This window comes from Xanthomonas campestris pv. phormiicola (assembly GCA_025666215.1).
Lineage (GTDB): Bacteria > Pseudomonadota > Gammaproteobacteria > Xanthomonadales > Xanthomonadaceae > Xanthomonas_A > Xanthomonas_A campestris_A.
This window is the reverse complement of record CP102593.1, coordinates 2022231-2046705: the sequence shown is the minus strand read 5'-3', so window position 1 is coordinate 2046705 and position 24475 is coordinate 2022231. Positions and strand designations below refer to the sequence as shown.

Annotated in this window: 19 protein-coding genes; 6 read left to right on the top strand and 13 right to left on the bottom strand. The window is 69.9% G+C overall.

Features of this window, described 5'->3' with window-relative positions:
* Nucleotides 1-159 precede the first annotated feature (159 nt).
* Nucleotides 160-357 (bottom strand): hypothetical protein, encoded by a 198-nt coding sequence (locus NRY95_08500; GenBank protein UYC17979.1) that lies wholly within the window; start codon nucleotides 355-357, stop codon nucleotides 160-162.
* A 293-nt stretch (nucleotides 358-650) separates the two neighbouring features.
* Between NRY95_08500 and NRY95_08495 the strand changes: the two genes are divergently transcribed.
* Complete coding sequence (locus NRY95_08495) at nucleotides 651-1001, top strand: helix-turn-helix domain-containing protein (protein ID UYC17978.1); 351 nt, start codon at nucleotides 651-653, stop codon at nucleotides 999-1001.
* A 140-nt stretch (nucleotides 1002-1141) separates the two neighbouring features.
* Here NRY95_08495 and NRY95_08490 read toward each other — a convergent pair whose 3' ends face one another.
* The 5 genes from NRY95_08490 to NRY95_08470 form a co-directional block, all read right to left on the bottom strand.
* Nucleotides 1142-2683 (bottom strand): GDSL-type esterase/lipase family protein, encoded by a 1542-nt coding sequence (locus NRY95_08490; protein UYC17977.1) that lies wholly within the window; start codon nucleotides 2681-2683, stop codon nucleotides 1142-1144.
* 134 nt (nucleotides 2684-2817) lie between these two features.
* Nucleotides 2818-4395, bottom strand: coding sequence for a DHA2 family efflux MFS transporter permease subunit (locus NRY95_08485; protein ID UYC17976.1), 1578 nt, complete (start codon nucleotides 4393-4395; stop codon nucleotides 2818-2820).
* Nucleotides 4396-4403: 8 nt separating this feature from the next.
* Entirely contained in the window at nucleotides 4404-5585 is a 1182-nt protein-coding gene (locus NRY95_08480; GenBank protein UYC17975.1) for an efflux RND transporter periplasmic adaptor subunit, read from the bottom strand.
* A gap of 10 nt (nucleotides 5586-5595) precedes the next feature.
* Nucleotides 5596-7080 carry an efflux transporter outer membrane subunit gene (locus NRY95_08475; protein UYC17974.1) on the bottom strand — a complete coding sequence of 495 codons (1485 nt, stop codon included), beginning with the start codon at nucleotides 7078-7080 and terminating at the stop codon, nucleotides 5596-5598.
* An 8-nt stretch (nucleotides 7081-7088) separates the two neighbouring features.
* Nucleotides 7089-7538 carry a MarR family transcriptional regulator gene (locus NRY95_08470; GenBank protein UYC17973.1) on the bottom strand — a complete coding sequence of 150 codons (450 nt, stop codon included), beginning with the start codon at nucleotides 7536-7538 and terminating at the stop codon, nucleotides 7089-7091.
* Between the two features lie 140 nt (nucleotides 7539-7678).
* On the opposite strand from NRY95_08470, the gene NRY95_08465 reads away from it, so the two are divergent.
* Together NRY95_08465 and parC are read left to right on the top strand one after the other, a co-directional pair.
* Nucleotides 7679-8572 carry a helix-turn-helix transcriptional regulator gene (locus NRY95_08465; protein ID UYC17972.1) on the top strand — a complete coding sequence of 298 codons (894 nt, stop codon included), beginning with the start codon at nucleotides 7679-7681 and terminating at the stop codon, nucleotides 8570-8572.
* A 57-nt stretch (nucleotides 8573-8629) separates the two neighbouring features.
* On the top strand, nucleotides 8630-10873 hold the full coding sequence (parC, locus tag NRY95_08460) for a DNA topoisomerase IV subunit A (GenBank protein ID UYC17971.1): 2244 nt from the start codon (nucleotides 8630-8632) through the stop codon (nucleotides 10871-10873).
* A gap of 172 nt (nucleotides 10874-11045) precedes the next feature.
* Here the strand turns inward: parC and bfr are convergent, their stop codons facing one another.
* Complete coding sequence (gene bfr, locus NRY95_08455) at nucleotides 11046-11531, bottom strand: bacterioferritin (protein UYC17970.1); 486 nt, start codon at nucleotides 11529-11531, stop codon at nucleotides 11046-11048.
* A 221-nt stretch (nucleotides 11532-11752) separates the two neighbouring features.
* Between bfr and NRY95_08450 the strand changes: the two genes are divergently transcribed.
* Together NRY95_08450 and NRY95_08445 are read left to right on the top strand one after the other, a co-directional pair.
* Nucleotides 11753-14143 (top strand): penicillin acylase family protein, encoded by a 2391-nt coding sequence (locus tag NRY95_08450; protein ID UYC17969.1) that lies wholly within the window; start codon nucleotides 11753-11755, stop codon nucleotides 14141-14143.
* A gap of 106 nt (nucleotides 14144-14249) precedes the next feature.
* Nucleotides 14250-15290, top strand: a complete 1041-nt coding sequence (locus tag NRY95_08445; GenBank protein ID UYC17968.1) for a right-handed parallel beta-helix repeat-containing protein — start codon at nucleotides 14250-14252, stop codon at nucleotides 15288-15290.
* Between the two features lie 236 nt (nucleotides 15291-15526).
* On the opposite strand, the gene asnB is transcribed toward NRY95_08445, so the two are convergent.
* The 6 genes from asnB to map form a co-directional block, all read right to left on the bottom strand.
* A complete protein-coding gene (gene asnB / locus NRY95_08440; GenBank protein UYC17967.1) occupies nucleotides 15527-17221 on the bottom strand; it encodes an asparagine synthase B in 1695 nt (564 codons plus the stop codon).
* 272 nt (nucleotides 17222-17493) lie between these two features.
* On the bottom strand, nucleotides 17494-18621 hold the full coding sequence (dapE, locus tag NRY95_08435; protein UYC17966.1) for a succinyl-diaminopimelate desuccinylase: 1128 nt from the start codon (nucleotides 18619-18621) through the stop codon (nucleotides 17494-17496).
* Between the two features lie 175 nt (nucleotides 18622-18796).
* A complete protein-coding gene (locus NRY95_08430; protein ID UYC17965.1) occupies nucleotides 18797-19153 on the bottom strand; it encodes an arsenate reductase in 357 nt (118 codons plus the stop codon).
* Nucleotides 19154-19315: 162 nt separating this feature from the next.
* Entirely contained in the window at nucleotides 19316-20329 is a 1014-nt protein-coding gene (gene dapD, locus NRY95_08425) for a 2,3,4,5-tetrahydropyridine-2,6-dicarboxylate N-succinyltransferase (GenBank protein ID UYC17964.1), read from the bottom strand.
* On the bottom strand, nucleotides 20329-22935 hold the full coding sequence (locus NRY95_08420; GenBank protein ID UYC18537.1) for a [protein-PII] uridylyltransferase: 2607 nt from the start codon (nucleotides 22933-22935) through the stop codon (nucleotides 20329-20331). The genes dapD and NRY95_08420 overlap by 1 nt, the downstream gene beginning before the upstream one ends.
* Nucleotides 22936-22964: 29 nt before the next feature.
* Nucleotides 22965-23741, bottom strand: a complete 777-nt coding sequence (gene map / locus NRY95_08415; protein UYC18536.1) for a type I methionyl aminopeptidase — start codon at nucleotides 23739-23741, stop codon at nucleotides 22965-22967.
* A 226-nt stretch (nucleotides 23742-23967) separates the two neighbouring features.
* On the opposite strand from map, the gene NRY95_08410 reads away from it, so the two are divergent.
* Nucleotides 23968-24471 carry a spore coat U domain-containing protein gene (locus NRY95_08410; protein ID UYC17963.1) on the top strand — a complete coding sequence of 168 codons (504 nt, stop codon included), beginning with the start codon at nucleotides 23968-23970 and terminating at the stop codon, nucleotides 24469-24471.
* The last annotated feature ends 4 nt before the right edge of the window (nucleotides 24472-24475 follow it).

Here is a 24475-nt window from a genome sequence, read left to right as displayed (position 1 = left end):
AAGTCACTGCACGGCGGCGGTGCGACACCCGTGCCGCGGAAGGACCGCGCAGAGCATGGCTTCTTGCGCGCGCCATACCTGTCAGGCGCTGCACCACGCAGCGCCGGCTGGCGACCCGGCACACCCAACACGACCTAATCGGGAACCTGATGACACGCACTAGCGATCCGGCCGGCGGAACGCGCCGATGTCCACGCGCACGCCGTCCACCCACACCGCCACCATGTACGCCCGGTAGCCCGGGTTGTGGCGCTCGGCCGCGCGCGCGGCCAGATACGCGTTGGCGGCGTGGACCAGCACGCACAGCGCCGGCTCCAGCTGCGCCACGCGCCGCAGCTTCACTTCGTAGGTGGCCATGCCCCATCCTCCGCCGCGTCTGCGGCTGCGCGCCGCGCGCGCGCGGCGGCCTGGCCCGCCTGGCGAAACGCCATGGGGCGCCGCTGCGCTGTCGCTGCAACGGCAATGGAAAATAGGCGAAATACCATGCATTCCTCGGTCGTCCGTGTCCGGCGTGCGTGCGCTCACGCGTCAGCGCGGCCCGCACCGCCAAAGTATCGGATTCCCGAACATCTAGAGTCAAGCATGGCTGTACGACAAGGTTACGGATGCTCCATATCTTGGTAGGCCCCGTAACTGCAAGGCCCACCGCGATGAAAAGCTTCGGCGACCGGTTGCGCGAAGCCAGGAAAGCCGCCGGGCTCACCCAGGAACAATTGGGCTTCGCGCTGGGCGTGACCAAGTCGTCGGTGTCGGCATGGGAGAACGATCGCGAGACCCCGAGCTTTCGCCTGTTGCCGAACCTGCGCGGCGTACTCAAGCGCTCGCTGGACGAACTGATCTGCGGCCACGGCCAGAGCGGCGCGCGCGTGCACGACCTGCCGGCCGACTACGCGCTGCAGGCGCACGACCCGCACGAGCAGGCGCTGCTGACCCGCTACCGCAACCTGCCCGCACGGCGCCGCGAAGCGGTGCTGGAGCTGCTCAAGCCGGACAAGGGCTGAGCGCACCGCGGCATGCGCCGGCGGGCATCCCCTGCAGGAGCGGCTTCAGCCGCGACAGCCACCTTCGGCAAGTTCCTGTCGCGGCTGAAGCCGCTCATACAGGTGCTGCAGTGGCCCGGCAGTAACCGCGGCAGCGCGTTTCAACCGCCGACGCCGATCTCGCGCAGCGCTTCGCCCCAGATCCGGTAGCCCTCCTCGCTGGGATGGGTGCTGTCGGGCATCAGCGCCTGCGGCAGGCTGCCGTCGGGCTGCAGGAAGCGTGCGCCGATGTCCAGCCAGCGCACCGCCGGATCGTGGCCGAAACGCGCGGCCAGCAGGCGGTTGGTCTGCGCGATCGGGGCGCGCAGCGGCGCGTCGGCGGCGAAGCCGCGCGGCAGGATGCCCATCAGCACGATCCTGCTGCGCGGCAGCCGCTGGCGCACCTCGGCGACCACCGCGGCCACGCCATCGGCCGCTTCCTGCGGCGTGCTGGCCCGCGCGTTCTCGGTGCCGGTGAGGTTGTTGGTGCCGATGTTGATCACCACCCAGCGCGGCGCCAACCCGTCCACTTCGCCCTGCCGCAGCCGCCACAGCACGTTCTGGGTGCGATCCCAGCCGAAGCCCAGGTTCAGCACCCTGGACGCGCCGAAGGTGCGCTGCCAGGCCTGCGCGCCGCCGACCCGGGTGGCCTGCGGCGGCCCGGCCCAGAAGTGGGTGATGGAATCGCCGATCATCACCACCTCGGGCTGCACCCGGCGCGCCGCCTCCAGCGCCGCGTGGTGGCGCGCGTACCAGTCATAGGAATCCTGCTCCAGCCACGGCACCGGGATGATCGCGGTATTGGCCTGCGTCATCGCCGCCAAGGGCAGCCGCGGCGGTTCGCCGAGCAGGCGCGCCAGGGTCGGCTCGATCGCCTCGGCCATGCGCCGCTGGCCGCGCGTGTCCGGGTGCAGGGCATCGCCTGGCGGATGCAGCCGCGGATCGTAGAACAGGCTCTGGTCGAGCGCGCCGTGCTCGAGGAAGATCGCGCCGATATCGAGGTAGGCCACCCGCGGATTGTCGCCGTAGCGCACCGCCAGGGCGCGGTTGACCTCGGCGTCGCGCGCGCGCTTCTGCGCCGATCCGGCGCTGGGCAGCAGGCCGAGCAGCAGGATGCGCGTGGCCGGCAGGCGCTGCTCCAGGGTCGCCACCACCGCGTCGATGCCGAGCACGGTGTCGGCGGCGCTCTGCCGCTCGTGGCCGGTGTTGTTGGTGCCGATCAGCAGCATCGCGACCTTGGGCCGCAGGCCGTCCACTTCGCCGTGCTGCAGCCGCCACAGCACGTGCTCGGTGGCATCGCCGCTGAAACCCAGGTTCAGCGCGCCGCGGCGGCCGTAGAAGGTCTGCCAGGTCGGCTGGAAATCCTCGTCCGGCGCATTGGCCTTGTCGTAGTTGTGGGTGATCGAGTCGCCGATCAGCAGCAGCGGCGTGTCCGCATGCGCGCGCGCCTGCGCCAGCACCTGCTGGTGGCGCTGCGCCCACCAGGCTTCGTGCAGGCGGTCGGTCGGGGTGATCGCCGCCACGTTCGGCTCGGCCTGCGCGCCGCCGACGCCGAGGGCGCCGAGGCACAGCAGCAGCGCTGCACACTGCCGGGCGCGTGCAGCGCCGCGGCGCGGCCGCGAGGAATCCGAGCGGGACCACAAGGCGCGCAGAAAACGCTGCATGTCCGAACCTGCCGATGCTTGCGAGGGAGCGGCATTCTGGTCCGCCGCTCGCCGCGGCGGCAAGCGCGCCTGCCGCCGCCGCACAAACGCAACCCCGCGCGCGGCGGGGTTTCGTCGTTGCCGGCGCGGCGGACTCAGTGACCGCCCGCCGCGGCCGCTCCGCCGCCGCCCGCGAACGGCGGCTTGGCCAGCCACAGGAAGAAGATGATGCCCAGGAACGTCCAGCCCAGCAGGTAGAAGATGTCGTTGAAGCCCATCTGCGAGGCCTGGTGGTTGATGGTGTTGTTGAGGAACGCGGCCCCGTTCTGCAGATCGCCCTGCCCCATCGCCTGCACCTGTTCCTGCATCCCCGGCGTATACGTGGAGATGTGCTCGGTGAGGTGGGCGTGGTGCAGTTGCGTGCGCTTGGCCCACAGGTAGGTGGTCAGCGAGGCGGCGAAGCTGCCGCCCAGCGTGCGCAGGAACGTGGCCAGGCCGGAACCGGCCGCGATCTCGCGCCCGTCCAGGTCCGACAGCAGGATCTGCAGCACCGGCATGAAGAACAGCGCCACGCCCACGCCCATCAGCAACTGCACCCCGGCCACGTGGGCGAAATCGACCTGCAGACTGAAGTCCGAACGCATGAAGCTGGTGGTGGCCATGAAGATGAAGGCGATGCTGGCCAGCATGCGCAGGTCGAAGCGCGAGGCGTACTTGCCGACGAACGGCGTCATCAGTACCGGCAGGATGCCGATCGGCGCGGTGGCCAGGCCGGCCCAGATCGCGGTGTAGCCCATGTCGCGCTGCAGCCACTGCGGGATCAGCAGCGAGACGCTGAAGAACGCGGCGTAGGCCACGATCAGCGCCATGGTGCCGGCGCGGAAGTTGCGGTGGCGGAACAGGCGCAGGTTGACGATCGGATCCTTGTCGGTCAGTTCCCAGATCAGGAACACCGCCAGCGCCACCGCCGAGATCGCGGCCAGTACCACGATCTTGTCCGAGCTGAACCAGTCCTCGTCGTTGCCCAGGTCCAGCACCAGCTGCAGGCAGCCGACGCCGATGACCAGCGTGATCAGGCCGACGTAGTCCATGCGCGGGCGCTCGGTCGGTTCCGGACGGCCGCGCAGCTGCGAGCCGACCACGATCGCGGCGATGATGCCCAGCGGCACGTTGATCAGGAAGATCCATTCCCAGCTGTAGTTGTCGGTGATCCAGCCGCCCAGGATCGGGCCGGCGATCGGCGCGACCACGGTGATCATCGCCAGCAGCGCCAGCGCCTGCCCGCGTTTCTCGCGCGGGTAGATCGACACCAGCAGGCTCTGCGTGATCGGGTACATCGGCCCGCACACGAAGCCCTGGATCGCGCGCGACACCACCAGCATGCCCATGCTCTGCGCCAGGCCGCACAGCAGCGAGGCAATGGTGAAGGACAGCGTGGCCCACACGAACAGCTTGGTCTCGCCGAAGCGCCGGCTCAAAAAGCCGGTCAGCGGCAGCGCGATCGCATTGCTGACCGCGAACGAGGTGATGACCCAGGTCGCCTGCTGCGAACTGGCGCCGAGGTTGCCGGCGATGGTCGGCAACGAGACGTTGGCGATGGTGGTATCGAGCACCTGCATGAACGAGGCCATCGCCAGGCCCACCGTGCACAACGCCACGCTGGGCGGGCGGAACGCGGCGGCCGGTGCGCCCGGAGCGCCGGGCGCGGCAGGAGTGGCAGCTTGGTTGGACATGGCCGGACTCAGTTCGCCTTGGCGGCGTCGGGCAGGTTGGCGTGGATGATCTGCGCGATGGCCTCGTCGGCCTGGCCCAGCTGCTGCGCATAGACGTCGGTATCCAGCAGCGTGCCGGTGGCGAACTTGCTCGGCAGCACGCCGCCGCCCTGCTGGTGCAGGTTCACGTCCACCTTCATCGACAGGCCGATGCGCAGCGGATTCTGCGCCAGCTGCTTGGGATCGATGGCGATGCGCACCGGCACGCGCTGCACGATCTTGATCCAGTTGCCGCTGGCGTTCTGCGCCGGCAGCAGCGAGAACGCGCTACCGGTGCCCAGGCCCAGGCTCTGCACCGTGCCCTGGTAGCGCACCGCGCCGCCGTACAGGTCCGACTCCAGTTCCACCGGCTGGCCCAGGCGCATGTGCTTGAGCTGGGTTTCCTTGAAGTTGGCGTCCACCCACACCTGCTCCAGCGGCACCACCGCCATCAGCGCGGTGCCGGGCTGCACGCGCTGGCCGACCTGCACCGAGCGCCGCGCGACGTAGCCGGACACCGGCGCGACGATCGCGCTGCGGGCATTGTTGAGGAACGCCTGGCGCACCTGCGCGGCGGCGGCCTGCACGTCGGGCTGGTGGGCCACGCCGTTGTCGTCGATCAGCGCGCGGTTGCGCTCCACCGTCTCGCGCGAACCGCTGACCGCGGCCTCGGCGGCGGCCAGCTGGTCGCGCGCATGCGCCAGTTCCTCGGCGGAGATCGCGCCGGTGGCGACCAGGCTGCTGCGGCGGGCGACGTCGGCGCGGGCGCGCTGCAGGGTCACCTGCTGCGACGACAGCTCGGCCTGCGCGCCTTGCACGCTGCGGAACAGGCCGCGCACCTGGCGCACGGTGCGCGCCAGATTGGCCTCGGCCTGCTGCAGCGCGACCTGGGTGTCGGCCGGATCGAGCTTGACCAGCAACTGGCCGCGCTCCACGCGCATGCCGTCGTCGGCGCCGATGCTGACCACGGTACCGGCCACCATCGGCGTGATCTGCACCAGGTTGCCCTGCACGTAGGCGTCGTCGGTGTCTTCGTGCCAGCGGCCGGAGACGAAGTACCAGATCGCCAGCGCGATCAGCACCAGCACCACCAGCACGGCCAGGCCGCGCAGCAGCATGCCGCGCCGGCTCGGGGCGGGAGCGGAGGAATCGGGAGTCGTTGTCTGATTCATTGCAGCGGTCTCAGGAATGCGTGGAAGCGGAGGAGGTCGACGGCGCGTCGGCGGCGGAGGTGGCGTCGTAGCCGCCGCCCAGCGCCTGGTTCAGGCGCACCGACACCAGGATCTGGTTGGACTGCAGCGAGGCCAGGCGCTGCTGCGCCTCGAGCAACTGCTGCTGCACGCTCAGCACGTCCAGGTAGTTGCCGATGCCGGCGCGGTAGCGCTGCTGCGCCAGGTCGAAGGCGGCCTGCGCGGTGCCCACCGCCTGCGCCTGCTGTTGCGCCTGCTGCGCCAGCGAACGCGCCGCGCTGACCTGATCGGCGACCTCGCGCAGCGCCGCCACCAGCGCCTGGTTGTAAGTGGCCACCGCCAGGTCGTATTGCGCATCGCGCTCGGCCAGCTGGCTGCGCAGGCGGCCGCTGTCGAACAACGGCAGGCTCAGGCTCGGCGCGAACACGCCGAGCAGGGCGTCGCCCTTGAACAGGTCGGCGGGATTGGTCGCGGCGACGCCGCCGAGCGCGAGCAGGTTGATGCTCGGATAGAACTGCGCCTTGGCCGCGCCAATGCTCTGCGACGCCGCCTCGACCCGCCAGCGCGCGGCGACCACGTCCGGGCGGCGCCCTAGCAGATCGCTGGGCAGCACCGACGGCAATTGCACCGCCACCGGATCGAGCGGCCGCGGGCGCTCGATCTCAAGCCCGCGATCCGGGCCGCGGCCGAGCAGCGCCGCCAGCGCGGTACGCGCCTCGTCGATCTGCTGCTGCGCCGCCTGCTGCTGCTGGCGCGCGGCCGGCACCCGCGCCTCGGCCTGGCGCAGCTGCAGGTTGCTGTCGATGCCGGCGCCGACCCGCTGCCGCACCAGCTTCAGGCTGTTGTCCGAGCGCGCCAGCTCTTCGCCGGCCAGGTCGTACAGGCGCCAGGCGTAGCCGAGCTGCGCATAGGCGCGGGCCACGCCGGCCGACAGGTCCAGGCGCGCGGCCTGCGCATCGACCTGCGCCGCATGCGCCTGGTCCACCGCCGCTTCCCAGGCCGCGCGCTTGCCGCCCCACAGGTCGAAGCCGTAGCTGAAGTCCAGCAGCGCCTGCTCGTTGTGGATGTACTTGCCGCCGATCTCGTCGCCGGCCAGTCCCTTGGGCAGTTGCAGGCCGGTATAGCCGGCCGACAGCGACAGCTTGGCGCCGCGGTCGGCATTGGCCGCGCCGGCCTGCGCCTGCGCCAGGCGCAGCCGCGCGTCGGCCGCCTCCAGGTTCGGCGTGCCCTGCAGCGCCTCGGCGATCAGCGCGTCGAGCTGCGGGTCGCCCAGCGCCTTCCACCAGTCCTGCTGCGGCCAGGCGGCCGGCGCCAGCTGGTCGGCGGCCAGGGTCTTGCCGGCCTGCAATTGCCGGTCGGCATCGAGCCGGCGGCCCTGCGGTTCCAGGCCACGGCTGCTGGCGCAGGCGGCCAGCGCCAGGGTGAGTGCCGCGGCCGCGAACGGGCGCAGGCGATGGGACGAAGCGGAGAGGTTCATAAGCGGAATCATGGCGAATTGAGGGAGTCGCGGACGCGGGTCAACAGCGATGTGAGGTGTTCGCGCTCGTCGGCCGAGAGGTCGCGCAGCGCGCTGGCGATGGCCTCGTCGCCGCGCTGCCTGAGCTGCTGCCACAGCGCGCGGCCCTCGTCGGTGAGCACGATCTGCAGCGCGCGGCGGTCCTGCGCATGCGCTTCACGGCGTACCCAGCCCAGGTCCTGGAACTTGTCCAGCAGGCGGGTGACCGCGCTGGGGTTCTGGTCGATGGCCTGGGCCAACTCGTTGGCGGTGCAGGGCGACATGTATGCCAGCGCCTTCATGCCGATGTAGTGGCTGAAGCCCAGGCCGAGCTGGAGTTCGGTCATGGAGGCGTCCAGGCGGCGCATCAGCCCGTCGCGCACCTGCCGCAGCAGCAGGCCGAACGAGGGCGGACCAGGGAGGGAGGGAGCGCAGTTCATGGGCGCCAATTATTTTCATTTAGAAATATATGTCAAGAAAATATCCCATAAATAAGTAAATACTGCGTTGCAGCAGTGCAACGCTGGCGCGCCGCCACTCTAGCGGCGCCGGAGCCTGGCTCAGTATTACAATCGGGACAATGGATATCGAAATCCGGCCATCCGTGCCTCTCCCCCCGCCGCACCATGGCGCAACCGCCGACCTGTACGATCCGCGCATCGCCGAATGGTTCGACCAGGCCGAAGGTCCGCCGCTGCTGGCGTTCCTGGCGCAGACCCCGCTCGCGCTGGAACACGAGGTGGACTGGCACCGTCATGTCCGCGGGCAGATGATCTGCGTGGAAGAGGGGTTGCTCGGCACCCGCACCGAGCATGGCCACTGGACGCTGCCGCCCGGTTGCGCCGGCTGGATGCCGCCGCAGGAACTGCATACGGTGCAGATCTCCGGGCCGCTGCGTATCCATGTGCTGCTGGTCCACCCGGCGGCCTGCGCGGACCTGGCCGATCGTCCGTGCGTGATCGGCATGAACGGCCTGCTGCGCGAACTGCTGCTGCGGGTGGCCGCGTGGGGCATGCCGCAGACCCTGGATGCGGACCAGCAGCGGATCTGCGCGGTGCTGCTGGACGAATTGCGCCAGGCGCCGATCGAACGCCTGCACCTGCCGATTCCCAGCGACCGGCGCCTGCTGCGCATCGCCGCGCAATTGCTCGCCACCCCTGCCGATGGCCGCTCGCTGGCGCAGTGGGCGCACTGGGCCGGGCTGTCGCCGCGCAGCCTGAGCCGGCATTTCCGCGAGGAAACCGGGCTCAGCTTCGCCGGCTGGCGGCAGCAGGCGCGGCTGGCCGAGGCGCTGCGGCAGCTGAACGACGGCGCCAGCGTCGCCGACACCGCGCATCGGCTCGGCTACAGCAGCCCCAGCGCCTTCGTCACCGCCTTCCGCGCCCATTTCGGCAGTCCGCCGGCGCGTTATCTGGCCGCGGCCGGTCGCGCCGGCGCGACGCGCGGCTTGGCATCGCCGGCCGCATCCGGATAATCGACCGGCTGACCTGCGGCGCCCGCCGCCGCGTTCCCCTATAGGTATTTCCTGCGCATGACCGACCTCGCCCGCCCCGCCTTCCATGGTTTCGAACAGCTGCCGCTGCGCGAATACGCCGAACGCGCCTACCTCGACTACTCCATGTACGTGGTGCTGGACCGCGCCCTGCCGTTCCTCGGCGACGGCCTGAAACCGGTGCAGCGGCGCATCATCTACGCGATGAGCGAGCTGGGCCTGAACGCGACGGCCAAGCCGAAGAAGTCCGCGCGCACCGTCGGCGACGTGATCGGCAAATACCACCCGCATGGCGACAGCGCCTGCTACGAGGCGCTGGTGCTGATGGCGCAGCCGTTCTCCTACCGCTACCCGCTGATCGAGGGCCAGGGCAACTTCGGCTCCACCGACGACCCGAAGTCGTTCGCGGCGATGCGCTACACCGAATCCAAGCTGACCCCGATCGCCGAAGTGCTGCTCGGCGAGCTCGGCCAGGGCACGGTGGACTGGTCGCCGAACTTCGACGGCACCATGGACGAGCCGACCTGGATGCCGGCGCGGCTGCCACACCTGCTGCTCAACGGTACCACCGGCATCGCCGTGGGCATGGCCACCGACGTGCCGCCGCACAACCTCAACGAGATCGTCAGCGCGCTGATCCGCCTGCTCGACGATCCCGACGCCAGCGTCGCCGACCTGTGCGAACACGTGCGCGGCCCGGACTACCCGACCACCGCCGAGATCATCACCCCGGCCGCCGACCTGCGCGCGATCTACGAGACCGGCCACGGCAGCGTGCGCGCGCGCGCCACGTTCCAGAAGGAACACGCCAACATCGTGGTCACCGCGCTGCCCTACCAGGTGTCGCCGTCGAAGGTGATCGAGCAGATCGCGCAGCAGATGCGCGTCAAGAAGCTGCCGTGGCTGGAAGACATCCGCGACGAGTCCGACCACGCCAACCCGGTGCGGGTGGTGCTGGTGCCGCGCTCCAACCGGGTCGACGCCGAGCAGCTGATGGGCCACCTGTTCGCCACCACCGACCTGGAGCGCAGCTACCGGGTCAACCTCAACGTGATCGGCCTGGACGGCCGCCCGCAGGTCAAGAACCTCAAGACCTTGCTGGAGGAGTGGCTGCGCTTCCGCAGCGACACCGTGGTGCGCCGGCTCAACCATCGGCTGGAGAAGGTCGAGCGGCGCCTGCACCTGTTGGACGGCCTGCTGGTCGCGTTCCTCAACCTGGACGAAGTGATCCGCATCATCCGCAGCGAGGACGAGCCCAAGCCGGCGCTGATCGCGCGCTTCGCGCTCAGCGAGGAACAGGCCGACTACATCCTGGAAACCCGCCTGCGCCAGCTGGCGCGGCTGGAAGAGATGAAGATCCGCGGCGAGCAAAACGCGCTGGCCAAGGAGCGCGAACAGCTGCAGGCGGTGCTGGCCAGCAAGACCAAGCTGAAGAAGATGATCAAGGACGAGCTGGTCGCCGACGCCAAGAAGTTCGGCGACGCGCGGCGCTCGCCGCTGGTGCAGCGCGGCGCGGCGCAGGCGATCGACGAGACCGAACTGGTGCCGAGCGAGCCGATGACCATCGTGATGTCGGAGAAGGGCTGGATCCGCGCGGCCAAGGGCCACGACGTGGACCCGGCCGGCCTGTCCTACCGCGACGGCGACAGCCTGCTGGCCGCGGTGCGCGGGCGCAGCACGCAGCAGGTGGCGTTCCTGGATTCGGAAGGCCGCGCCTACTCCACCCTGGCGCATTCGCTGCCGTCGGCGCGCGGCAACGGCGAGCCGCTGACCGGGCGTTTCTCGCCGGCCTCCGGCGCGTCGTTCCAGGCCATGGCCAGCGGCGACAACGACAGCCGGCTGGTGCTGGCGTCCTCGCACGGCTACGGCTTCGTCACCCGCTTCGAGAACCTGACCAGCCGCAACAAGGCCGGCAAGGCGATGCTCAACCTGACCCCGAACGCCAAGGTGCTGCCGCCGGCGTCGGTGAGCAATCTGCAAACCGACCGCATCGTCGCGGTGACCAGTGCCGGCCACCTGCTGGCGTTCCCGATCGCCGACCTGCCCGAGCTGGACAAGGGCAAGGGCAACAAGATCATCGACATCCCCAAGGCCAAGCTCGGCACCGAGCGGGTGGTGGCGATCGCCGCGGTCGCGCCGGGCAACACGCTGCTGGTGAAGAGCGGCCAGCGCACCATGTCGCTGTCGTTCAAGGACCTGGACGCCTACCTCGGCGTGCGCGCCAGCCGCGGCGGACTGCTGCCGCGCGGGTGGCAGAAGGTGGACGACCTGGCGGTGGAGTGAGGTGGGGCCGGGACTCGGGACTCGGGACTCGGGACTCGGGACTGGGGACTGGGGACTCGCAACAGCAAACAGCAAATCGGCCCTTTCGGGCCGATTTTTTTGCCTCGCCATACATCGGCAATCAGCGGTAGGCTCTCCCGAGTCCCGAGTCCCGAGTCCCGAGTCCCGCCAGTTACTCCCCCACCCCACTGCCGCCGATCTTCGAGGTCTGGTACAGCGCCATGCCCAGCCGCTTGATCAGGCCCAGTTGCTGTTCCAGCCACCAGGCGTGGTCTTCTTCGGTGTCCTGCAGCTGCTTGAGCAGGATGTCGCGGCTGACGTAGTCGCCGTGCTCCTCGCACAGCTTCATGCCGGCGGCCAGGTTCGCGCGCACTTCATATTCGACCTGCAGGTCTTTTTCCAGCATCTCCTCGACCGTGCGCCCGGGCTCGAACGCATGCGGGCGCATGTCCGGGTCGCCTTCCAGGAACAGGATGCGCCGCAGCAGCGCGTCGGCGTGCTCGGTCTCCTCTTCCATCTCGTGGTTGATGCGCGCGTACAGCGCCTGCAGGCCCTGATCCTCGTAGCGCCGCGAGTGGATGAAATATTGATCGCGCGCAGCGAGTTCGCCGCGCAGCAGGTCCTTGAGGCATTGCACAACTTCAGGATGTCCCTTCATGGGGCAGGCTCCGTAGCGTCTAAGGCCGCCATAGTGCCCGAGCCGCGCGGGCCGCGTTCCAATCGGAATCATTAGCATCCCGATTCCATCGGGGGCGTACGCGACCACCTTCGCGATCGAAGCTGACCCTGGCCCAACCGGGCGCGACTGCGGGCGACTGTTGCATCAGAGCGACACGCAGTCGCGTCTAGAATCCAGGATCGCCCGGCGGAGATGGATGGATGCGCAGCAAGTGGAGACGCGGAGCGTTGTGGCTGGCGATGCTGGCGATCGGCCTGCTGCTGGCGACATGGCTGCTGCTGCGCGGCAGCCTGGCCACGCTCGACGGCCAGGGGGATCTGGACGGGCTGGCGGCGCCGGTGCGGATCCAGCGCGACGCGCAGGGCACGGTCACCATCGACGCCGGCAACGAGGCCGATGCGATGCGTGCGCTCGGCTACGTGCATGCGCAGGAACGCTACTTCCAGATGGACCTGATGCGCCGCGCCGCGGCCGGCGAACTGTCGGACCTGGTCGGCAACGCCACGCTCGGGGTGGACAGGCAACGCCGCATGCACCGCCTGCGCGCGCACGCCGCCGCGCAACTGGCCAGTTTCGGCGGCAGCCATGCCGCGGCGCTGCAGGCCTACAGCGCCGGCGTCAACCGCGGCCTGCATGCGCTGCGGGTGCGGCCGTGGCCCTACCTGCTGCTGGTCAAGGCGCCGTGCGACTGGCAACCGGTGGACTCGGTACTGGCCGGCGACGCGATGTATTTCGATCTGCAAGGCCGCCAACTCGGCCGCGAGCTGTCGCTGTACCGCCTGCAACAGCACTTGCCGGCGCCGCTGTTCGCGCTGCTGCGCCACGACGGCAGCAGTTGGGACGCGCCGCTGGATGCGCAGGCGCGCGGCGACGCCACGCTGCCCGACGCCAGCCAGGTCGATCTGCGCAGCCTGCCCGACGCCCCGCGCGATGCCGACACCGCGGACCATGCCGCACCGGGCAGCAACAACTGGGCGATTGCCGGCAGCCGCAGCGCCGACGGCCGCGCCATCGTCGCCAACGACATGCATCTGCAGCTGGGCGCGCCCAGCCTGTGGTTCCGGGTGCGCCTGCGCTACGCCGACGCGCAGGCGCCGGGCGGCCGCGTGGACGTCACCGGCTTTTCGCTGCCGGGCCTGCCGGCGGTGATCGTCGGCAGCAACGGCCACGTCGCCTGGGGCTTCACCAACAGCTACGCCGACACCAGCGACTGGTACCGGTTGACGCCGTGCGCGGCCACGCCGCAGCCCGGCTGCACCGCGGTCGTTCATCACCGCGAAAGGATCAAGGTGGCCGGCGGCCTGGACGTCGCGCTGGACGTGGAAGACACCGTCTATGGCCCGATCCTGCAGCACGAGCCGGACGGCACCGCGCTGGCGCAACGCTGGGTGGCGCAACTGCCCGGCGCGCTGAACCTGGGCCTGGCCGACCTGGCCCGCGCCGATTCCCTCGCCAGCGCCTTCGCCAGCGCCTTCGCCAGCGCGCAGCACATCGCCACCCCGGCGCAGAACCTGGTGCTGGCCGACAGTGCCGGGCACATCGGCTGGCGCGTGCTCGGCGCGCTGCCGCTGCGCGGACCCAATTGCCGCAGCGACGCGCTGGTCCATGACGTCAGCGCGGCGGTGCCGGCAGCGCAGCGCTGCGCGCCCTGGCCGGTCTCCACTGCGCATTCGCCGCAGCGGATCGATCCGGCCGACGGACAACTGTGGACCGCCAATGCGCGCGTCGTCGGCGGCGATGAGTTGGCCGTGCTCGGCGATGGCGGCTATGCGCTGGGCGCGCGCGCGCAGCAGATCCGCAACGACCTGCGCCTGCATCCGCAACTGGACGAGCGCCAATTGCTGGCGATCCAGCTCGACGACCGCGCGCTGCTGCTGCAACGCTGGTGGACGCTGCTGCAGCAACGCGACGGCGGTGCCGCGACGCCAGCGCTGCATGCGCTGGCGCAGGCCAGCCAGCACTGGGAAGGCCGCGCCAGCACCGACTCGGTGAGTTACCGGCTGGTGCGCGCCTGGCGCCTGGCGCTGCTGACCCGGATCCGCGACGGCCTGATCGCCCCGGCGCGCGCAGAACTCGGCGCCGATGACGCCATGCCGCCGCTGCCGCAGCTGGAAGCGGTGGCCTGGCCGATGCTGCAGCAGCAACCGCCGCACTTGCTGCCGCGCCGCTACGGCAGCTGGCAGGCCTTGCTGGAGGACGCCGCCGCCGAGGTCCGCGACCAACCCAACCAGCACGCGCCGTTGCCGCAGCGCCGTTGGGGCGAACAGAACACCGCCGCGATCTGCCATCCGCTGGCGCGCTCGCTGCCGGAAGGGTTGCGGCGCTGGCTGTGCATGCCGACCGAGGCCTTGCCCGGCGACAACGACATGCCGCGGGTGCAGCGTCCGGACTTCGGCGCCTCCGAGCGCATGGTGGTCGCGCCCGGCCACGAGGCCGACGGCATCGCGCACATGCCCGGCGGCCAGAGCGAGCATCCGCTGTCGCCGTTCTGGGGCGCCGGCCACGACGACTGGGTGCAGGGCCGCGCCTCGCCGTTCCTGCCCGGTCCGGCCCGCTACACGCTGACATTACGGCCACCTGCGCGACAATGAGGCCCTTGTCGCGCTGATGCGCACCACGCGATCCGACCTGCCGCCGCGGCCAGCGCGTGGCGCCTGCGGTCCTCCCCCTCCCTCCCCCAAGCGGAGCCTGTATCCGATGAATGCCCATCCCCTGCTCGCCCTGTTGTTGCCGCTCGCCGCCTGCCTGTCGAGCGGCTGCGCCACGGCCGCCGCGCCCGCGGCCGCCGCCACCGACTGCAGCGTGCGCGCCGAGCCGGGCGACGACCTGCAGGCCGCGGTGGACCGCGTGCCCAACGACGGCAAGCCGGCCACGGTGTGCCTGACCGCCGGCGACTTCCACGTGACCAAGCTGCTGTCGATCCAGCGCGACGGCCTGCGCCTGCGCGGCCAGGGCGATGCCACCGTGCTGCGCATGCAGGATGGCGTGCAGCAGCCGGTCATCGTGGTCGGCGACTACCAGAACGAGCGCCCGCAGCGACCGATCCGCGACGTGAGCATCGAGCAACTGCAGATCGTCGGCGGCAGCGCGGACAAGGAGTTCATGCCCGAGCGCCCGTACCTGAGCAACAGCCTGGTGGTGGTGCGCGCCGGCCAGAACATCCGCCTGTCCGGGCTGCGCGTGAGCAAGTGCCGCAGCGCCTGCCTGCTCAGCGAGTACGACAGCCGCGACCTGCTGATCGAGCGCAACGACGTGTCCGGCGCGATCTGGGACGGCGTGTCGTTCAACCGCACTTCCAAGGTCAGGCTGATCGACAACTACATCCACGACAACGTCGCCGCCGGCATCACCACCGAGCATCTGGAAGACAGCGAGATCCGCAACAACCGCCTGGAGCGCAACGGCAGCCAGGGCGTGTACCTGGCCGATGCGCGGCGCAACCTGTTCGTCGGCAACCAGTTCACCGGCAACAAGGGCTCAGGCATCTACCTGGCCTGCTCGATCCGCCAGCGCACTCCGGAGATCCTGTGCTGGGACAACAGCATGAGCCAGGACAACACCTTCGAGAACAACACCTTCCAGGGCAATCCCTACACCTACACGATCGGCGTGGACCGCGCCGCCAACTGCAGCGGCGCGGACTTCCGCCAGAACCTGTGGCGCAAGAACAACCAGGCCGACGCCTCCGGCGTGGACATCCAGCCGGAGCGCTACGGGCGCTGCATGCGTTTCGAGTAGGCGCTGCGTGGTAACGCCACGGACGTGCGCGGCAACGTGCGGCAGGGATCGCTTCACCTATCCGAACAGGGACACTTGTGGGAGCGACTTCAGTCGCGACGGGCACTACCGGTAACGCCCGTCGCGACTGAAGTCGCTCCCACAACGTGGTCGCTATCGTGACGTTGGTCGCGGTCGTCAGTGCCACGGCCCAATGCGTTGCGTGCCGCCGGCAGACCGCCAGCGGCACGCGCCTGTCACGCCCCCAGCGCCTGTTCGTGGACCCCGGCCACCGCGCGGCCGGACGGATCGGCCATCGTCGCGAAGCTCGCATCCCAGGCGATCGCCGCCGGCGAGGAGCAGGCGATCGACTTGCCGCCGGGCACGGTCTCGGCCGCGGCCGGCGTGGGGAACGCGCGCTCGAACAGCGTGCGGTAGTAATAGGCTTCCTTGGTCTGCGGCGGGTTGGCCGGGAAGCGCTTGTCGGCCGCGGCCAGTTCGCGGTCGCTGACCTGCGCCTGCGCATGCGCCTTGAGCCCGTCGATCCAGCCGTAGCCGACGCCGTCGCTGAACTGCTCCTTCTGCCGCCACAGGATCGACTCGGGCAGGTAGCCTTCGAAGGCCTCGCGCAGCACGCCTTTTTCCATGCGGATCGCGCCGCTGCTGGTCTTGTCGATCATCTTGTACTGCGCGTCCATGCGCATCGCCACGTCCAGGAACTCCACGTCCAGGAACGGCACCCGCGGCTCCACGCCCCAGGCCATCATCGACTTGTTGGCGCGCAGGCAGTCGTAGTTGTAGAGCGCGTCGAGCTTGCGGATCAGCTCCTCGTGGAATTCGCGCGCGTTCGGCGCCTTGTGGAAGTACAGGTAGCCGCCGAAGATCTCGTCGCTGCCCTCGCCGGACAGCACCATCTTCACCCCCATCGCCTTGATCCGCCGCGCCAGCAGGAACATCGGCGTGGACGCGCGGATGGTGGTGACGTCGTAGGTCTCGATGTGCCGGATCACTTCCGGCAACGCGTCCAGGCCTTCCTCGAAGGTGTATTCGAAGCCGTGGTGCACGGTGCCCAGCGCCTCGGCGGCGATCGCCGCGGCGGCCAGGTCGGGCGAGCCCTTCAGGCCGATCGCGAACGAATGCAGGCGTGGCCACCAGGCCTCGGCCTCGTCGTTGTCCTCGATGCGCTTGCGCGCGAAGCGCGCCGCCACCGCCGCGACCAGCGAGGAATCCAGCCCGCCGGACAGCAGCACGCCGTACGGCACGTCGGTCATCAGCTGGCGGTGCACGGCGCGCTCGAACGCCTCGCGCAGTTCCTGCTTGCCGACCTGTACGCCCTGCACGGCGTCGTAGTCGCGCCACGGCTTGCGGTAATACTGCTGCAGTTCGCCGCTGGCGCTGTCGTAGTAATGGCCCGGCGGGAACTGGGCGACGTCGGCGCAGCTGTCGGCCAGCGACTTCATCTCCGAGGCCACGCGCAGCCGGCCCTGGGTGTCGTGGCCCCAGTACAGCGGGCACACGCCCATCGGATCGCGCGCGATCAGCACGCGTCCGGCGGCCTTGTCCCACAGCGCGAAGGCGAAGATGCCGTTGAGCCGGTTGAGCAGCGCGGCCGGCGTCTGCTCGCGGTACAGCGCGTTGATCACCTCGCAATCCGACCCGGTCTGGAACGCGTACGGCTGGGTCAGCTGCTTCTTCAGTTCGCGGTGGTTGTAGATCTCGCCGTTGACCGCCAGCGCCAGCTGGCCGTCTGCGGACAGCAACGGCTGCGAGCCGCCGGCCGGATCGACGATGGCCAGGCGCTCATGCACCAGGATCGCACCGTCGTCGACATACACGCCGCTCCAGTCCGGACCGCGATGGCGCTGCCGCTGCGAGCAGTCCAGCGCCTGCCGGCGCAGCGCCTGCAGGTCGTCGCCCGGTTGCAGGCCGAAGATGCCGAAGATCGAACACATGGAAAAGCTCCTGGATGGTGTGTGGGGGTCTGGAGCGGTTGCCGGCCGGCACCGCGATGCAGCGAAAATCTCACAAAAAAAAACCCGCATCGGCCGATGCGGGTTTTCTGGAGACTGGGCGTGGTGTTTCGGTAGCGCCTAGTCGCAGACCCGCATCGGCCGCGCACGATTATTCGCCAGCGCATTATTGCGGCCGTTGGCGTGGATCGGGCGGAAGGCGGACAGCGAGGTCATGCGGCGAACGTAACCCGGCCGGCGCAACGGCGCAACTGTTACGACAGCAACCGTTCGATCAGGCGCAGGTACAGCGCCGGCAGCGCCTCCAGGTCGGCGACGCGCACGTGCTCGTCCACCTGGTGGATGCTGGCGTTGACCGGGCCGACCTCGATGCATTGCGCGCCCAGCGAGGCGATGAAGCGCGCATCGGAGGTGCCGCCGCCGGTGCTCTCTTCCGGCGCCGCGCCGGCGACCTCGCCCAGCACCTCGCGCGCGATGCTGCGCAGGCGCCCTTCCGGGGTGTAGAACGGCTCGCCGCTGCGATGCCAGCGCAGCGTGCAGTCCAGGCCGTGGCGGTCGAGCAGCGCGGCGATCTCCGCTTCCAGCCGCGGCGCGTCCCAGTGCGGGTTGTAGCGCAGGTTGAAGGCCACCTGCAGGTCGCCGGGGATCACGTTGTTGGCGCCGGTACCGGCATGCACGTTGGAGATCTGCAGGCTGGTCGGCGGGAAGCTCTCGTAGCCGTCGTCCCAATGCCGCGCGACCAGCTCCGCCAGCGCCGGCGCGGCGAGGTGGATCGGGTTGCGCGCCTTGTGCGGATACGCCACGTGCCCCTGCACGCCCTGCACCGCGAGCGTGGCCGACAGGCTGCCGCGGCGGCCGACGCGCAACAGGTCGCCGAGCCGCTCGCTGGACGAAGGCTCGCCGGTGATGCACCAGTCGATGCGCTCGCCGCGCGCGCGGAAGGTCTCGGCGACCTTGCGCACGCCGTCCAGCGCGTCGCCCTCCTCGTCGGAGGTCAGCAGCAGCGCCAGCGTGCCGGGGTGCTGCGGCTGCGCGGCGACGAACTGCTCGGCGGCGACCACGAACGCGGCCACCCCGCTCTTCATGTCGGCCGCGCCGCGGCCGTACAGCACGCCGTCGCGGATCTGCGGCACGAACGGATCGCTGGCCCAGGCTTCGCGCGGCCCGGGCGGCACCACGTCGGTATGGCCGAGCAGCGCCAGCACCGGCGCGCCGCTGCCGTGCGTGGCCCACAGGTTGTCGACCTGGCCGAAGCGCAGCCGCTCGATGGCGAAGCCGGCGCGCGCCAGCCGCTGCGCGATCAGGTCCTGGCAGCCGGCATCGTCGGGGGTCAGCGACGGGCGGGCGATCAGGTCACAGGTGAGGTCGACGACGTCGGACATGGCGGGGAATCACGGTAGGAGCGGCTTCGGCCGCGACAGGAACGGAGGGTGCCAGGCATGCCGGCAACTGCGCTTGATCCGGGTTTCGGTGAAGTCCGAAGCAGTACGGTCGCAGCCGATGGCCCGAGGCCACCCGGGGCCGCTCCGACAGGAAGCGAGGAGCCGCGCCACCGGCTCAGCCTACGCCGAAGCGCTGCTTGAAGCCGTTGTCCGAGAAGCCCTGGCTGAGTTGCCCGTCGTCGGTCACGACCACCGGCCGGCGGATCAATTGCGGATATTCGCGCAGCAGCAGCTTCCATTCGGCCTCGGACCCCGGCGTCTTCCTGTTGTCCGGCAGCTGCCGCCAGGTGGTCGAGGACTTGTTGACCAGCGCATCGAAACCGCCGGCCTTGCCGGCCCATGCGAGCAGGGTCTCCGGACTCGGCTTGTGTTCGCGGTAATCGACGAACGCATGGGCCACGCCGAAGCGGTCCAGCCATTTCGTCGCCTTCTTGCAGGTATCGCAGTTCTTCAGTCCGTACAGCGTCGTCATCGGAAGTGTCCCATCAAGCGAATAAAGCCCCTCTCCCTCCGGGAGAGGGGTTGGGGTGAGGGTCCGGCGCGAAGCGTCTCGCGGAGTTTGGATGCGCGAGGCTGCGCTCGTACCCTCATCCGGCGCTGCGCGCCACCTTCCCCCGGAGGGGGAAGGAAATGCTCAATCGGCCAGGCCGCGCAGCAGGTCGTTGACGCTGGTCTTGCTGCGGGTCCTGGCATCGACCTGCTTGACGATCACCGCGCAGTACAGCGAGTGCGAGCCGTCCTTGGACGGCAGCTGGCCGGACACCACTACGCTGTACGGCGGCACGTAGCCGTAGGAGACCTCGCCGGTGGCGCGGTTGTAGATGCGCGTGCTCTGGCCGATGAACACGCCCATGCCGATCACGCTGTGGTGGCCGACCACCACGCCCTCCACCACTTCCGAACGCGCGCCGACGAAGCAGTGGTCCTCGATGATGGTCGGGCCGGCCTGCAGCGGTTCGAGCACGCCGCCGATGCCGGCGCCGCCGGACAGGTGGCAATGCTTGCCGATCTGCGCGCACGACCCGACCGTGGCCCAGGTATCGACCATGGTGCCCTCGCCCACGTGCGCCCCGATGTTGGTGAAGCTCGGCATCAGCACCACGTCCTTGCCGAAATAGCTGCCGCGGCGGGCGATCGCGCCCGGCACCACGCGCACGCCGGCCTTGCGGAAGTCGGCCTCGTGATAGCCGGCGAAGCGCGATTCGACCTTGTCCCAGAACGGCGCCGGCTGCGCCTCGACCACGGCCATCTCATTGACCCGGAAATACAGCAGCACCGCCTTCTTCAGCCACTCGTTGACCTTCCAGCCGCCGTGCCCGTCCGGCTCGGCGACGCGGAACTCGCCCGCTTCCAGGCCATCGATGACGCGGTTGACCACCGGCTTGGTCGAGCCCTCGATCTCGTCCAGGGTCAGTGCGGCGCGGCGCTCGAAGGCACTGTCGATGGTGAACTTCAGCTCGTCGGCGCCGGGGCCGGCGGCCGGCTTGGCGCGCACCGGCTTGGCCGGCGATTTCGGCGCGGCCACCGGCTTGGCGGCAGCGCTGGTGACGGCGGTCTTCCTGACCTCGGTCTTCTTCGCAGCGGTCTTGCTGGCGGCAGCGGTCTTGGCGGCAGGCTTCTTGCCGGCGGCAGGCTTCTTGGTGGCCATTAGCGGGATTCTCCAGGCGGGGTATCGGGGTCCAGACAGGCCTGCAGTGCGGCGTGCAGCGCCTGGCGGGAGGCGTCGGGCAACGGCAGGTTGTGCTCGTCGGTGATCTGGAACACGTCCTCGGCGCGCTCGCCGAAGGTGGCGATGCGCGCGTCGTGCACGCGCAGCTGCTGGCGGCGCAGCACCTGCGCCACGTTCGACAGCAGCCCGGGCCGGTCCGGCGCGACCAGGCTCAGGCGGGTGCGGCGGCCGTCCACGCTCTCGCGGAATTCGATGCGCGGCGCGAAGCGGAAATGGCGCAGCTGCCGCGGCACCACGCGCCGCGCCGGGCGCAGCCGGGTCAGGTCGCCGGCCAGCGCCTCGCGCAGCGCCGCTTCCAGCTGCGCGGTGTCGCCGCTGGCGAAGGCATCGGCCGGCATCACCTCGAAGGTATCGAAGATCGCCGCGTGCGGCGCGTCGAGCACGCGGGCGCGGTGGATGCCGTAGCCGAGCCGGTCCAGGGTCATCACGATGGCGGCGAACAGGCCGTCGCGGTCCGGCGAATACACGAACACTTCCAGCGCGTCGTCGTCGGGGGTGACCGGGCGCACCTTGACCAGGGTGCCGCCCAGTTCCACTTCCATCAGCGAACTGGCCTGCCAGGCCAGTTGCTCGGGGCGGAAGCGCAGGAAGCTCTCGTCCGGCATGCCGGCGAACTGGCGGTCGATGACGGCGTCGTCGTGTCCCTGGAGATGCATCAGCGCGCGGGTGGCCTCGCGCGCTTCCTGCACCCGTTCGGCGACCGGCAGCGGATGCTCCAGGCCTTCGCGCAGCGCGCGCCGCGCGGCGAAATACAGGTCGGCCAGCAACCGGTCCTTCCACGCGTTCCACAGCTTGGGGCTGGTGCCGGCGATGTCGGCGCAGGTCAGCAGATACAGGTAATCCAGGCGCTCGCGGTCGCCGACCAGGGTGGCGAAGCGGTGGATCACGTCCGCATCGGAGATGTCCTGCTTCTGCGCGGTCACCGACATGCGCAGGTGCTGCTCGACCAGCCACACCACCAGTTCGGTATCGGCCGCGCTGAGTCCGTGGCCGGCGCAGAACGCGCGCGCATCCACCGCGCCGAGTTCGGAATGGTCGCCGCCGCGGCCCTTGGCGATGTCGTGGAACAGCCCGGCCAGCAGCAGCAGCTCCGGCTTGCGCAGCCGCGGCCACACCTCGTGCGCGATCGAGAAACGGTCGTCGGCGCGGGCGCTGGCGAACACCGCGATGTTCTTCAGCACCATCAGCGTGTGCTGGTCCACCGTGTACACATGGAACAGGTCGAACTGCATGCGCCCGGAGACCTGCGCGAACGCCGGGATCCATTGCCCGAGCACGCCCAGCCGCGCCATCCGGGTCAGCGTCTGCACCGCGCGCGGGCCGCGCAGCAGCGCCAGGAACCGCTCGCGCGCCAGCGCGCTGGCGCTGTCGTAGGCGGGCAACTGCGGCAGCGCCTCGGCCAGCGCGCGCGCGGTCAGCGAATGCAGGCCGCGCACCTCGCCATGCGCGGCCCAGATCGCGAACAGCCCGAACACCTGCACCGGATCGGCCTGCGGCCAGGTCTCGGCATCGGCGGCCAGGTAACCGCGGCGCAGCGAGAAGCCGGCGCCCAGCGGCTGCGGCTGCGCCTCGCCGTCGAACTGTTCCTCGAAGCGCTGCAGCAGGCGGTCGCTGATGCGCCGGATCATCGCCGCACTGCGATAGAAGCGCTGCATCATCTTCTCCACGCCCAGGCTCTCCGGGTCGTCGACATAGCCCAGGCGCTGCGCCAACGCCTTCTGGTAGTCGAAACGCAGCCGCTCCTCCGGGCGCCCGGCGACCAGATGCAGGCCGAAGCGCAGCCGTGCCAGCGCCTTGCGTTCGCGCGCCAGCGCATCGGCCTCGTCGTGGCCGACGTGGCCCAGCCCGACCAGCGCTTCCAGATCGCGCACGCCGAACGCGCGCAGCGCCATCCAGCCCAGCGTGTGCAGGTCGCGCAGGCCGCCCGGGCCGTCCTTGATGTCTGGCTCCAGGTTGTCGGCGGTGTCGCCGAAACGCTGGTGGCGGGTCTGCAGTTCCTCGCGCTTGGCCAGGAAGAACGCGCGCGGCGTCCACACCTTCTGCGGCGCGATCGCCGCGGCCAGCGCCGCCCGCGCGGCGGCATCGGCGAGCAGCGGGCGCGCCTCGATCAGCGCGGTCAGCACGGTCTGGTCGGCGCAGGCGGTGGTGCATTGCGCGGCCGAACGCACCGCATGGCTCACCGGCACGCCGGCGTGCCAGAGCAGCGCGAACAGCCGCGCCAGCGCCTGCTCGTGCGCGCGCTGGCGCTCGGGTTCGCCGAGCACCAGCAGGTCGATGTCCGAGCGCGGGAACAACTCGCCGCGGCCGTAGCCGCCGACCGCAAAAAGCGCCAGTCCGGCGTCGCGCGGCAGGCAGCGGTTCCAGGCATGCTTGATCAGCTGGTCCAGCGCGCGCGCGCGCAGCGCCAGCAGGCGGTCGATGTCCTCGCCCTGGTCGAAGCGCTTGCACAGCCGCGCGTCGGCCTGGACCAGCAGTTGCCGGGCCGCAGCGGCCCAATCGGCATCGTCGGCCGCCGCGTCGGGCATGCCGGCATCGGTGCCGGCCGGCAGCAGGCTCACGGCTCGCCGAGGCCGCCGGGCGACAGGGTCAGCACTTCCACGCCGTCTTCGGTGACCGCGATCATGTGCTCCCACTGCGCCGACAGCTTGCGGTCCTTGGTCACCACGGTCCAGCCGTCCGGCAGCACGCGGGTGAAGCGCGAGCCTTCGTTGATCATCGGCTCGATGGTGAAGGTCATGCCCGGCGTCAGCACCAGGCCTTCGCCGGGACGGCCGTAATGCAGCACCTGCGGCTCGTCGTGGTAGACCTTGCCGATGCCGTGGCCGCAGTACTCGCGCACCACGCTGAAACGCTCGCCTTCGGCGTATTGCTGGATCGCGTGGCCGACGTCGCCGAGCGTGGCGCCCGGCCGCACCGCGCGGATGCCGCGCCACATCGCCTCGTAGGTGGCTTCGACCAGGCGCCGCGCCATCACCGACGGCGTGCCGACGTAGTACATGCGGCTGGTGTCGCCATGCCAGCCGTCCTTGATCACGGTGACGTCGATATTGACGATGTCGCCGTCCTTCAGGACCTTGCTGTCGCTGGGGATGCCGTGGCAGATCACGTTGTTCACCGAGCTGCATACCGTCTTCGGGTAGCCGCGGTAACCGACGTTGGCCGGCACCGCCTGCTGCACGTTGACGATGTGGTCGTGGCAGATGCGGTCCAGCTCGGCGGTGGTCACGCCGGGCTTCACATGTGGCCCGATAATGTCGAGCACCTCGGCGGCCAGGCGGCCGGCGATGCGCATCTTCTCGATGTCCTGGGGAGTTTTCAGATTGACGGTCATACCCGCCATTATCGCTCATTCGCGGCTTTCCTGAACGCGCCCGTGCGTACTGCCGGTTTTTCGGCACCGGGCTGCCGCCCTCCCGTATTCACAAACTTAAACCCGCGAAATCGGGGTTGTCATCAAAACCGAAAACTAGATGCACATCCAGAAATATGTGCACTGGCCCACACTTTGCATTGGTTTCGGCACCGACGGACTCCGTCATTCCGAAGAGCCTCACCCCATGCAAGCTTTCCATCGTGCACTCGCCACCATTGCGCTGCTGGCCGCCGGGACCGGCATCGCTTCCGCCCAGACCGACTCGCGCACCTTCAACGTCAAGATCCAGATCACCAGCGTCTGCGACATCCAGACCGCCCCGACCGACGTCGATTTCGGCAGCGTCAACTCCACCCAGACCTCGATCAACAGCACCGGCACCTTGAACGTGCGCTGCACCTCGGGCACCCCGTACAACATCGCGCTCAACGCCGGCAGCGGCTCCGGCGCGACGGTGACCTCGCGCACCATGGGCAGCGCCGATGCCGGCAATACCGCACGCGTGCCGTACGCCCTGTACCGCAACTCGGCGCGCACCCAGAACTGGGGGTCGACCATCGGCAGCGACACCCAGGCCGGCACCGGCAATGGTGCGGTACAACCGCTCGTCGTCTACGGCCAGGTCGCCAGCACCAATTACCCTGCCGGCTCGTACAGCGACGTCGTCACCGCCACCGTCACCTGGTAACCGG

Bases quoted from the DNA above. Each gene is read 5' to 3' on its own strand.
- NRY95_08475 (UYC17974.1), bottom strand. From the start codon at position 7,080: ATGAACCTCTCCGCTTCGTCCCATCGCCTGCGCCCGTTCGCGGCCGCG.
- NRY95_08500 (UYC17979.1), bottom strand. From the start codon at position 357: ATGGCCACCTACGAAGTGAAGCTGCGGCGCGTGGCGCAGCTGGAGCCG.
- NRY95_08490 (UYC17977.1), bottom strand. From the start codon at position 2,683: ATGCAGCGTTTTCTGCGCGCCTTGTGGTCCCGCTCGGATTCCTCGCGG.
- NRY95_08410 (UYC17963.1), top strand. From the start codon at position 23,968: ATGCAAGCTTTCCATCGTGCACTCGCCACCATTGCGCTGCTGGCCGCC.
- asnB (UYC17967.1), bottom strand. From the start codon at position 17,221: ATGTGTTCGATCTTCGGCATCTTCGGCCTGCAACCGGGCGACGACCTG.
- NRY95_08445 (UYC17968.1), top strand. From the start codon at position 14,250: ATGAATGCCCATCCCCTGCTCGCCCTGTTGTTGCCGCTCGCCGCCTGC.
- NRY95_08430 (UYC17965.1), bottom strand. From the start codon at position 19,153: ATGACGACGCTGTACGGACTGAAGAACTGCGATACCTGCAAGAAGGCG.
- dapE (UYC17966.1), bottom strand. From the start codon at position 18,621: ATGTCCGACGTCGTCGACCTCACCTGTGACCTGATCGCCCGCCCGTCG.
- map (UYC18536.1), bottom strand. From the start codon at position 23,741: ATGACCGTCAATCTGAAAACTCCCCAGGACATCGAGAAGATGCGCATC.
- NRY95_08465 (UYC17972.1), top strand. From the start codon at position 7,679: ATGGATATCGAAATCCGGCCATCCGTGCCTCTCCCCCCGCCGCACCAT.
- NRY95_08485 (UYC17976.1), bottom strand. From the start codon at position 4,395: ATGTCCAACCAAGCTGCCACTCCTGCCGCGCCCGGCGCTCCGGGCGCA.
- NRY95_08470 (UYC17973.1), bottom strand. From the start codon at position 7,538: ATGAACTGCGCTCCCTCCCTCCCTGGTCCGCCCTCGTTCGGCCTGCTG.
- NRY95_08420 (UYC18537.1), bottom strand. From the start codon at position 22,935: ATGCCCGACGCGGCGGCCGACGATGCCGATTGGGCCGCTGCGGCCCGG.
- NRY95_08495 (UYC17978.1), top strand. From the start codon at position 651: ATGAAAAGCTTCGGCGACCGGTTGCGCGAAGCCAGGAAAGCCGCCGGG.
- dapD (UYC17964.1), bottom strand. From the start codon at position 20,329: ATGGCCACCAAGAAGCCTGCCGCCGGCAAGAAGCCTGCCGCCAAGACC.
- NRY95_08450 (UYC17969.1), top strand. From the start codon at position 11,753: ATGCGCAGCAAGTGGAGACGCGGAGCGTTGTGGCTGGCGATGCTGGCG.
- bfr (UYC17970.1), bottom strand. From the start codon at position 11,531: ATGAAGGGACATCCTGAAGTTGTGCAATGCCTCAAGGACCTGCTGCGC.
- NRY95_08480 (UYC17975.1), bottom strand. From the start codon at position 5,585: ATGAATCAGACAACGACTCCCGATTCCTCCGCTCCCGCCCCGAGCCGG.
- parC (UYC17971.1), top strand. From the start codon at position 8,630: ATGACCGACCTCGCCCGCCCCGCCTTCCATGGTTTCGAACAGCTGCCG.